Here is a 9,885-nt window from a genome sequence, read left to right as displayed (position 1 = left end):
CCCCCCCCCCCCCCCCCCCCCCCCCCCCCGCTTTGTGCCACGGTGGGTGGGCCTCCCGGGAAAATGAAGGGGGGGATGGGGCAGGCCTTCATTTTTTACAAAAAATTTTCTTGACATTTGGAGAAGAGAGGTTTACAATAACAACAATCAGCCGGCGGGAGGCGCTGGACGCTCCGGCAGTATGGAGAAAAAAGCGTCGGAATGGACAAAAAGGGGAAAGTTGTCCTGCCTGTTGAGAGACACAGCTGCCAAAGAAACGGGCGGCGGAGAAAGAGGTGAGCACAGATGAGATCTCAGCGTTATGTGACCCAGGGAGAGAGGTGGGACTGCAAGCGGTGTGTGCAGACTGTGCATAGGAGCCAACATGATCTGGGGTGACCCCCAAAAATCTTGTTTTTCCAGTTCAGCCTGATTTTCTCCGCCATCGTTTGCAGTAGTGCAGCGGTGGCGTTTTTGTTGCCTGAAATGATAAAATGACGTTCCCATGGAAAGGAGAGATCGACATGACGATGCTTCGTGAGAAGAAGAACAGTATCTGGAATCAGATGCGTCAGGATAAAGACATCGACGACATGATCTTTGAGAGTGAGCCTGCTGCCCGCAAGGAAGCTGTGGTATGCAGTGAGCGCTGACGGATCTCCGGATGACTGGACCGGGAGCCTGTACCCAGCCGCGGCAGAGCTGCGGGTCGGGGAGACAGGCTCCCGGTCTCTGCGTTTCAGGCAGGGCCGTGCCTGAGGAGAGGCCGGGCGGCCCCGGTGCGCCGATGACCGGGGAGCAGCGGAGGGGCAGGCCCCGTTCCTGCGTGGAGAAGGAGAGTGGCGTGTACCATAGGGGCCGATGCCCTGCCCGATCAGGACCGGTTGCTGAATCTTGCTCCATAACTGGATAAAGTGGGCCAATTTGCACAGAAAGACTTGCACCCGGGCAAAAAATATACTAAAATAACCATAAGATTCAGGCCGGAGGGGGAAACCGGCCCTTTCTGCCGTCCAGAAGGGACGCCGGAAAAGTCTTTGCCCCTGTTTATGTTTCATAGAATCCAGCTTTGAAAAAGCATCACGGAGGTCAGATGAACATGAGAAAGATCAACTTTACAGAGACAGTGCTGCGTGACGCGAACCAGTCGCTGATCGCCACCCGCCTCCCCTATGACAAATTCGAGTCCATTCTGGAGACCATGGACAAGGCTGGCTACTACTCCGCTGAGGTGTGGGGCGGCGCTACCTTTGACGTGTGCCTGCGTTATCTCCAGGAGGACCCCTGGGAGCGGCTGCGGAAGATCCGGGCCAAGATGCCCAATACCAAGCTCCAGATGCTGTTGCGAGGCCAGAACATCTTGGGCTATAAGCACTATCCCGATGACGTGGTGCGTAAATTCGTGGAGTACTCCGTCAAGAACGGCATCGACATCATCCGTATCTTCGACGCTCTGAACGATGTGCGCAACCTGGAGGTAGCCATCGACGAGACCGTCAAGCAGGGGGCCCACGCCTCCGGTACCATCTGCTTCACCACCAGCCCGGTCCACACCCTGGAAAAGAACGTAGCCATGGTGAAGGATCTCCAGAAAATGGGCGTAAAGTCCATCGCCATCAAAGACATGGCGGGCATCATGGGGCCCAAGGACGCCTATGACCTGGTCTCCGCCATCAAGGACGCGGTCCCCGAACTGCCGGTGGTGGTCCACACCCACTGCACCACCGGCCTGGCGTTCATGACCTATCTGAAGGCGGTGGAGGCGGGTGCCGATGTGATCGACACCGCCATCTCCCCCTTCTCCGGCGGCACCGCCCAGCCTGCCACCGAGACTCTGGCTTACGCCCTGCGCCAGCTTGGCTACCAGGTGGACCTGGACGACAAGGTCCTCGTCAAGATGGCCGACTTCTTCAAGGGCGTCCGGGCCGACTTCCTGGCCGACGGGACTCTCGACCCCATCTCCATGGCCACCGATACCCAGTGCCTGAATTACCAGATCCCCGGCGGCATGCTGTCCAATCTGATCTCCCAGCTCAAAATGATGAACGCCATCGATAAGCTGGACGAGGCCTTGGCCGAGACCCCCAAGGTCCGTGCTGACCTGGGCTATCCGCCCCTGGTCACCCCCACCAGCCAGATGGTGGGATCCCAGGCTGTGCAGAATGTACTGGCCGGCGAGCGCTACAAGGTGGTGGGCAAAGAAATCAAGGCCTACTGCCGGGGTGAGTACGGCCGTACCCCTGCCCCCATCGATGCCAAGATTCAAAAGAAGATTTTGGGCAACACCCCTGTGGTGAAAGGCCGTTTCGCCGACTCCCTGGAGCCCGAGTTTGAAAAGACCAAGAAGGAACTGGGCGACAAGGCCAAGAGTGACGAGGATGTCCTGTCCTATATCGCGTTCCCCCAGGTGGCCATGGCCTTCTTTGAGGACCGTGCCACAGGGTTCAAGAAGAAAAAGGAGGCTGCCCCTGTGAAACCTGCTGCGCCCGCCGCCCCTGCTGCGGCTCCCGCTCCCCGCGCGCCCTTTGCCGGCCCCGTCTACTATGCCGCGGTGCCCGTGCCCCAGACCCCCGGCTATGTGAGCCGTGCCATCCAGCCCTTTGCCGCGTCCTACCAGCCCTCTTATCTGAAGATGGGAGACCGGGAGGACTGCACGGGAAACTTCACCATCACCATCGATGGCAAGCCCTATCAGGTGTCGGTGGCCAAGGCTGATACCCCCACCGCCGCTCCTGTGGCCGCCGCCCCCGTGGCTGCCGCCGCTCCTGCGGCCGCCGCTCCCGTGGCAGCGCCCACCCCGGCACCGGCCGCTGCTCCTGCCGCTACCCCTGCTCCCACCGCTGTTGCCGCCGGCGAGACGCCGGTAAACAGTCCCATGCCCGGCAATATTTTTAAGGTGGAGTGCAAGCCCGGCCAGGCAGTGAAGGCGGGCGATGTACTGGTGGTGCTGGAGGCCATGAAGATGGAGATCGAGGTCTCTGCCCCGGTGGACGGCACCGTCAAGTCTGTATCCGCCACAGTGGGCACCGCCGTCAATACCGATGACCTGCTGGTAGTCCTGGGCTGACAACAGAAATTCAGAGGATAAGCAACGACTCCCCGCCAGCCAGTTCCGGCTGGCGGGGAGCCTTTCTGACCGCCCGGGCAGGGGGAAGAGAAGCACTGCGGCCCTCTCACACACTTTTAAGGAAGTCTTAATGGAAATCACCTTGAAAAGGCAGAGGGAACATGGTAAACTGAATCATCTGAACAGGCCGGATGGAAGAGGAGGAGTGACCGCATGAAAGGGATCGTATTGGCCGCAGGGAAAGGCACCCGTCTGTATCCCATGACCAAGCCGGTTTGCAAGCCGCTGCTTCCCGTGTACGACAAGCCCCTGATCTACTACCCCATCGCGATTCTGATGCAGGCTGGGATCTCAGAGATCCTGGTGATCGTTCCCCCTAACGAGACCGCCACCTTCACCGCTCTGCTGGGGGACGGGAGCCAGTACGGTCTGAAGATCTCTTATGCGGAGCAGCCGGTGCCCCGGGGGATCGCGGACGCCCTGCTCATTGGGCAGGAGTTCGTGGGGGACGACCGGGTCTGTCTGGTGCTGGGGGACAACATTTTCTACGCCCCCACCTTGGGAGCCACCCTGAAAAAGGCTGCGGCCAGTCCCGCGGCCGCCACAGTGTTCGGCTACTACGTGGAGGACCCCCGCCCCTTTGGCGTGGTGGAGTTCGACAAGAATGGAAAGGCCATTTCCATTGAAGAGAAGCCCCGCTACCCCAAGTCCAACTATATCGTGCCCGGTCTCTACTTCTATGATCAGCAGGTGATGGAGATCGCCCGAGCCCTGAAGCCCTCCGCCCGGGGAGAGCTGGAGATCACCGATGTGAATCTGGAGTATCTCAGCCGAGGACAGCTCCAGGTGATACCGCTGGAAAAAAATTTTACCTGGCTGGACGCCGGCACGGCGGACAGTCTGCTGGCGGCGGCCCAGACAATCAAGGAGATCCAGGACACCACCGGCCGCTATGTAGGCTGCCTGGAGGAGCTGGGTTTCTATGAGGGCTGGATCTCGGAGGAGCAGGTCCACGCCATCGGGGACGAGCTGGAGATGACCCTCTACGGCAAGTATCTGAAATGCCTGTGAACGCCTCTATCGGGCCCCGGCGGGAGATGTCCCGCCGGGGCTTTCCTGCATGCCGCCCTGGGCCAGACAGGTGCGGCGCAGCTCCTCCACCTCTCCGGACGTGAGGGAGGCGCCATCCAGCGTCAGCAGGGCGGCGAGGAGCTCCTGAGGTGGATACCCCGATGTACCCGCTCCGTATGTGAAGGCATCCACTGCCCGCCTGTTCTCTGTGAGATCCATGTCTACCCCTCCTTCCTTTTCCAAATGGCGGGGCTGCGCTTCAAGTGTCCCCACATAAAATGATAGGGGATTTTGTCGAAACATACAATACCAACAAAGTGGATTTTGGAGTATCATAGTGACCGGAGAGGGCGGGTGGCTGTCCTGATCCGCCTGTCTCCCCATTAGAAGGAGAGGCGGAGGTGAGGAATTAAGACTTTGATATTGCCATTTGTCTGATTTTATGGCAAAATGAAATCCTGCAAAGCGGTTTTTGCAGAATGACGGGAGCAGACGGAAAGGAGGCTGGTTTCATGAGGCGGCTGCGGCGGAGAATGACCGCTGTGCTCACAGCGCTTCTCCTGTTGACCCTGCTGATTCCCTGGGGTCTGGCGGAGCCGGCCCCTGGGCCCCACCAGACCACGGTGCTCTTTACCCATGATCTCCACTCCCACTTCCTGCCCTTGGAGAGGGCGGACGGCGGGGAGTCCGGAGGCTATGCCCGGCTGGCCTCCGCACTGGAGCAGCAGCGGGCCCTCCACCCGGATGCTCTTACCCTGGACGGGGGAGACTTCTCCATCGGCTCTCTGGTCCAGACCCTCTACACCACCCGGGCGGCGGAGCTGCGGACCATGGGCGCTCTGGGTTATGACGCCACGACTGCGGGCAACCATGAGTTTGACCACACTGGCCTGGGCTTTGCCCAGATGCTCACGGCGGCCTACACCAGCGGAGATCCGCTTCCGGCCCTGCTCATGGCCAACTACGCCCCATCGGCCGGTGGTCCTGACCAGCTGGACATCCAGCGGGCCATGTCGGCCTACGGCGTGACCGACACGCTACTGCTGGAGCGGGGCGGGGTCACCTACGGCATTTTCGGCCTGATGGGCACCGACTCGGACGACTGCGCCCCCACTTCGGGCTTCACGCTGGAGGACCCGGTGCAGGCGGCCCAGCGCTGCGTGGACAGCCTGGAGGAGCAGGGGGCGCAGTTTATCATCGCGCTGTCCCACAGCGGGACCGACGAGCGGGAGCGGAAGTCGGAGGACCAGCAGCTGGCCAGGGAGGTGGAGGGGATCGACCTGATCCTCTCTGGCCATACCCACACCACCCTCACCCAGCCCATTGTGGAGGGGGATACCTATATCGTCTCCGCCGGGCCCTACTGCGAGAATCTGGGGAGCATCACTCTGGAGTGGTCGGAGGACGGAAGCAAGACCCTGGTGGACTACCAGCTGATCCCTATCGACCAGACCCTGCCGGAGGACCAGGAGATCGCCTCCCTGGTGGAGGAGTGGAAGGCCCAGGTGGGGGTGGATTATCTGGCCCGCTACCACCTGACCTATGACCAGGTGCTGGCCCGGGCGGACTTCTCCCTGACGCGGCCGGAGTCGGGAGTCCAGCAGGGAAATCCCCTGGGGGAGCTGGTGGCGGACGCCTTCCTCTGGGCGGCGCGGGAGCTGGCAGCGGAGGACCCAGGGGTGCCCACGGTGGCAGTCACTGCCGACGGCGTGCTGCGGGCCGATCTGCCTGCGGGGGATATCACCGTCTCCCAGGCCTTTGATGTGCTCTCCATGGGAGTGGGGGAGGATGGGACCTCTGGTTTTCCACTGGTGACCTGCTACCTCACCGGGAAGGAGCTGCGGGCGGCGGCAGAGGTGGACGCCTCGGTGACCCCTATCATGCCGGCGGCCCAGCTGTACATGTCGGGGATGGTGTACACCTTCAACCCCCACCGGATGTTTTTCAACCGGGTGACCTCCTGCTGGCTGGAGGAGCCCTCCTTCGCCACCGGCCTGTTGGAGCGTGAGATGTCCCGGATCGAGGACGACCAGCTCTACCGGGTGGTGACCGGGATGTACTCCGCCCAGATGCTGGGCACGGTGAAGGAGAAGTCCCTGGGGCTGCTGTCTCTGGAGCCCAAGGACGAGAACGGAGTGCCCATCACCGATTTTGCCACCCGGGTGCTCCGGGACGGGAACGGCAGCGAGATCAAGGAGTGGTATGCCCTGGCGGCCTACCTTCAGTCCTTCGGGGATGAAGGGGTGCCCGAGCGGTACGGCATGCCGAAGGGGGACGGGCGCAAGTCGGTGGACCGCAGCTGGAACCCCATCGAGCTGCTCCGCTCCCCCAACTGGATCACCCTGGTCACGCTGCTGGCGGCGGCGGCGGTCCTGGCGGCGGCGGTGCTGCTGGTCCGGGCCCTGGTCCGGCGGGTAAGGCGGCGGCGCTACGGCGGCGGCCGGAAGAGGTACCGGGGATAGGATGCCGGCGCGGGCATCCGCCCATCAGAATCAAGACCCAGGCGGCAGGGACCGCCTGTGAGGAGGAAAGAGTGTGAAAGAACAGTATCGCATCGCGGCCAAGCGGAGCCTGACCCCGGAGATCGGGCAGATCTCAGTGGAGGCACCGCTGATCGCCGCCAAAGCCAAGGCGGGCCAGTTCATCATCCTGCGGGTGGACGAGGCGGGGGAGCGTATCCCCCTGACCATCTCCAGCGCCCAGGACGGAAAGGTCACTGTGGTCTATCAGAAGGTGGGGGGCACCACCTTGGCCCTGGACCAGCTGCAGGAGGGGGACTGCCTCCACGACTTTGTGGGCCCCCTGGGCACCCCCACCCACGTGGAGGGCTACCGCCGGGTGGCGGTGCTGGGCGGAGGCCTGGGCTGTGCCATCGCCCTGCCGGTGGCCAAGGCCATGAAGGAGGCCGGGGCCCAGGTGGACCTGATCGGCGGCTTCCGCTCCAAGGACATCGTGATCCTGGAGGAGGAGATGGGACGGGCGGCCACCGACTTGTACATATGCACGGACGACGGCAGCTACGGTTACCACGGCTTTGTCACCGGCAAGCTGGAGGAACTGATCCAGGGCGGGGCCCAGTATGACCATGTGGTGGCCATCGGCCCCCTGATGATGATGAAATTTGCCTGCAAGCTCACCGAAAAGTACCACATCCCCACCACGGTGAGCATGAACCCCATCATGATCGACGGCACCGGCATGTGCGGGTGCTGCCGGGTGACGGTGGGGGGCGAGGTGAAATTCGCCTGTGTGGACGGCCCGGACTTTGACGGGCATCAGGTGGACTTTGACGAGGTGATCGCCCGCAACGCCACCTATCGGGAATTTGAGGCGCGGCGGAAGCAGGACCACCTGTGCCGCCTGGGAGGAGGTGCCATGAATGGCTAACATGCAGCTGACCAAGACCCCCATGGCGGAGCAGGACCCCCAGGTCCGGAACCAGAACTTCCTGGAGGTGGCCCGGGGCTACACCCTGGAGGAGGCCATGAACGAGGCCAAGCGGTGCATCCACTGCAAGAACCCGGCCTGCGTGTCTGGCTGTCCGGTGGGCATCCCCATCCCGGAATTTTTGGATCAGGTGGCCCAGGGGAACATCGCTGCCGCCTATGAGATCCTGTCCAACGCCAACGCCCTGCCCGCCATCTCCGGCCGGGTGTGCCCCCAGGAAAATCAGTGCGAGGGCAAGTGCGTCCGGGGCATCAAGGGGGAGCCGGTGGCCATCGGGCGGGTGGAGCGGTTCGTAGCTGACTGGGCCGCCCAGCAGGGAGTGGCCAACACGGCCACCGCCCCCAAGAACGGCAGAAAGGTGGCGGTCATCGGCTCCGGCCCGGCCGGCCTGACCTGCGCCGGCGAGCTGGCTCGGATGGGATACAGCGTTACGGTGTTCGAGGCGTTCCACCTGCCCGGCGGCGTACTGACCTACGGCATCCCCGAGTTCCGTCTCCCCAAGGCCATCGTGGCCCGGGAGGTGGCCAACCTGGAGAAGATGGGGGTGGAGATCCAGCTGAACATGGTCATCGGCAAGGTGCTGACCATCCCCGAGCTGTTCGACATGGGCTATGAGTCCGTGTTCATCGGCTCCGGCGCCGGGCTGCCCATGTTCATGAAGATCCCCGGTGAGTCCCTGGTGGGGGTGTACTCCGCCAACGAATACCTCACCCGCATCAACCTGATGAAGGCCTATCAGCCGGACAGCGAGACTCCCATCCTCCACAACCGCAAGGTGGCGGTGGTGGGCGGCGGCAACGTGGCCATGGACGCCGCCCGCTGCGCCAAGCGCCTGGGGGCAGAGGTCCACATCGTTTACCGCCGCTCTGACGCGGAGCTGCCTGCCCGGGCGGAGGAGGTCCACCACGCCCGGGAGGAGGGCATCATTTTCGACCTGCTCACCAACCCTGTCTCTATCCAGGGGGATGAGAAGGGGCATGTGGAGTCCATCACCTGCATCCGGATGGAGCTGGGAGAGCCGGACGCCTCCGGCCGCCGCAGCCCGGTGCCCATCCAGGGCAGTGAGTTCACCATGGAGGCGGACGCCGTCATCATGGCCCTGGGGACCAGTCCAAACCCCATGAGCTACGGCGGAACTCCCGGTCTGGAGCGCACCCGGAAGGGCTGCGTGGCCGCGGACGAGGCGGGACACACCTCGGTGGAGGGGGTCTTTGCCGGCGGCGACGCCGCCACCGGCGCCGCCACTGTCATCCTGGCCATGGGGGCCGGCAAGCACGCCGCAAAGGCCATCGACGAGTATTTGAAGAGCAAGAAATAAGACAAAGGGCCCCGCAGCTTGTGCGGGGCCCTTACTGTAAAAGTCCTGTTTTTGGGGCTGCTTCTGCGGTAGGATGGAAAAAGGAGGGGAAAGACATGCTTTATCTGAGGAGGTTCTCCCTGCCGGGGCAGGGGGCAGAGGCCAGCTTCCTGGCACGTGACAGCGAGAACAAACGGACCTGTTACGGCAGCCGCTACCCCTTCGGCATCTTTCTGTCCCGAAAGGTCCCTCCTCTGACCTTTGAGCCCATCACCATCCTGTGCGGCGGGAACGGCTGCGGCAAGACCACGGTGCTCAATCTGATGGCGGAGAAGTTGAAGCTGCGTCGCGGGACTGTGTTCAACCGGAGCTCCTTTTTTCAGCCCTATCTGGATCTCTGCGAGGCGGAGACGGCAGGGGCCTTCGGGGCGGCGGAGCTTGAGAACAGCCGGATCATCACCAGTGACGATGTGTTCGACGGCCTGCTGGATCTCCGATATATGAATGAGAACATCGAGCACAGGAGAAAGGAACTGCTGGAGGAATATGCGGATGCCCGGTACGCCCGTTTTCAGATGCGCTCTCTGGAGGACTATGACCGCCTGCGCCAGGTGGTGGAGGCCCAGCGCAAGACCGGCTCCCACTATGTGCGGGACCGGGTGATGAAGGATATCCCGGGCCGTTCCAACGGGGAGAGCGCATTCCTTTACTTCACCAGGGAGATCCAGGAGGGCGGGCTCTACCTGCTGGACGAGCCGGAAAACAGTCTGTCTGCCCGGCTCCAGCTGGAGCTGGCCCGCTTTCTGGAGGACTCCGCCCGCTTTTACCGCTGTCAATTCGTCATCTCCACCCATTCCCCCTTCCTGCTGGCCCTGCGGGGGGCGAAGATCTATGACCTGGACCAGGACCCGGTGGAGCCCTGCCGCTGGACCCAGGTGCCCAGTGTCCGCACCTTTTACGAGTTCTTCCGCAGCCGCCGGGAGGAATTTGAGGATGAGAACGGCGCCCCGGTCAGTCCGGGGCG

Annotated in this window: 8 protein-coding genes; 7 read left to right on the top strand and 1 reads right to left on the bottom strand. The window is 62.7% G+C overall.

Annotation, left to right across the window (positions count from 1 at the left end; genetic code table 11):
- Positions 1-503: 503 nt before the first annotated feature.
- The 3 genes from NE584_RS18575 to rfbA all read left to right on the top strand — a co-directional run bounded on the left by NE584_RS18575 (position 504) and on the right by rfbA (position 4,117).
- Positions 504-632, top strand: coding sequence for a hypothetical protein (locus NE584_RS18575; protein ID WP_256183476.1), 129 nt, complete (start codon positions 504-506; stop codon positions 630-632).
- A 446-nt stretch (positions 633-1,078) separates the two neighbouring features.
- Complete coding sequence (locus NE584_RS18570) at positions 1,079-3,046, top strand: pyruvate carboxylase subunit B (protein ID WP_108980749.1); 1,968 nt, start codon at positions 1,079-1,081, stop codon at positions 3,044-3,046.
- 213 nt (positions 3,047-3,259) lie between these two features.
- Positions 3,260-4,117: a glucose-1-phosphate thymidylyltransferase RfbA gene (gene rfbA, locus NE584_RS18565; RefSeq protein WP_050623746.1), complete on the top strand. Its 858-nt coding sequence runs from the start codon at positions 3,260-3,262 to the stop codon at positions 4,115-4,117.
- Positions 4,118-4,123: 6 nt separating this feature from the next.
- On the opposite strand, the gene NE584_RS18560 is transcribed toward rfbA, so the two are convergent.
- Positions 4,124-4,336 carry a hypothetical protein gene (locus tag NE584_RS18560; RefSeq protein WP_108980750.1) on the bottom strand — a complete coding sequence of 71 codons (213 nt, stop codon included), beginning with the start codon at positions 4,334-4,336 and terminating at the stop codon, positions 4,124-4,126.
- 293 nt (positions 4,337-4,629) lie between these two features.
- Between NE584_RS18560 and NE584_RS18555 the strand changes: the two genes are divergently transcribed.
- The 4 genes from NE584_RS18555 to NE584_RS18540 form a co-directional block, all read left to right on the top strand.
- A complete protein-coding gene (locus NE584_RS18555) occupies positions 4,630-6,579 on the top strand; it encodes a bifunctional UDP-sugar hydrolase/5'-nucleotidase (RefSeq protein WP_256183475.1) in 1,950 nt (649 codons plus the stop codon).
- 73 nt (positions 6,580-6,652) lie between these two features.
- A complete protein-coding gene (locus tag NE584_RS18550; RefSeq protein ID WP_108980752.1) occupies positions 6,653-7,504 on the top strand; it encodes a sulfide/dihydroorotate dehydrogenase-like FAD/NAD-binding protein in 852 nt (283 codons plus the stop codon).
- Positions 7,497-8,882 (top strand): NADPH-dependent glutamate synthase, encoded by a 1,386-nt coding sequence (gene gltA / locus NE584_RS18545; protein WP_108980753.1) that lies wholly within the window; start codon positions 7,497-7,499, stop codon positions 8,880-8,882. Before NE584_RS18550 ends, gltA begins: the two co-directional genes overlap by 8 nt.
- Before the next feature lie 95 nt (positions 8,883-8,977).
- The coding region (locus tag NE584_RS18540; protein ID WP_256183472.1) for an AAA family ATPase at positions 8,978-9,885 on the top strand (908 nt) is incomplete at its 3' end.

Source organism: Clostridium sp. DFI.5.61 (assembly GCF_024462915.1).
Lineage (GTDB): Bacteria > Bacillota > Clostridia > Oscillospirales > Oscillospiraceae > Lawsonibacter > Lawsonibacter asaccharolyticus.
The sequence above is the reverse complement of the archived record's forward strand: the minus strand, read 5'-3'. Positions and strand labels throughout refer to the sequence as shown.